Raw genomic sequence first — 395 nt, 5'->3', positions numbered from 1 at the left:
AAATAATTTATTTTATACACCTATCTTTGGCAAAAAAGAAAAGAATGGCATCTTTAAAAAAGTTTCTGAAAGAAAAAGGATATAAAAAGATCCCCCTTACCTATACTGCAACCCAACACCTGGACTTAAAGGCAAAGATCAATAAAATCGAAGGCAATTTTATCCTTGACACAGGGGCTTCGAGCACCTGCGTGGGAATGGAAGCAGTTTCTCACTTCGAATTACTTGCAGAAGACAGTGATATTAAAGCTGCCGGGGCGGGGGCAACAAATATGATGACCCAGATCGCCCAAAAGAATATTATTGAGATCCAGGGATGGAAAAAGAAGAAGGTGGACCTGGTGCTTTTTGATCTAAGGCACGTAAATGATGCGCTGGTAAAACACAAGGCCGAA

1 protein-coding gene is annotated in these 395 nt (G+C 40.5%); it reads left to right on the top strand.

Annotated elements, in window-relative coordinates; genetic code table 11:
* Positions 1 to 44: 44 nt before the first annotated feature.
* A partial coding sequence (locus HC175_RS19930) for a retropepsin-like aspartic protease (protein WP_168139825.1) occupies positions 45 to 395 on the top strand: 351 nt, incomplete at its 3' end.

The organism is Salinimicrobium oceani (assembly GCF_012037645.1).
Note: the sequence above shows the minus strand (reverse complement) of the source record. Positions and strands in the feature narration are given on the sequence as shown.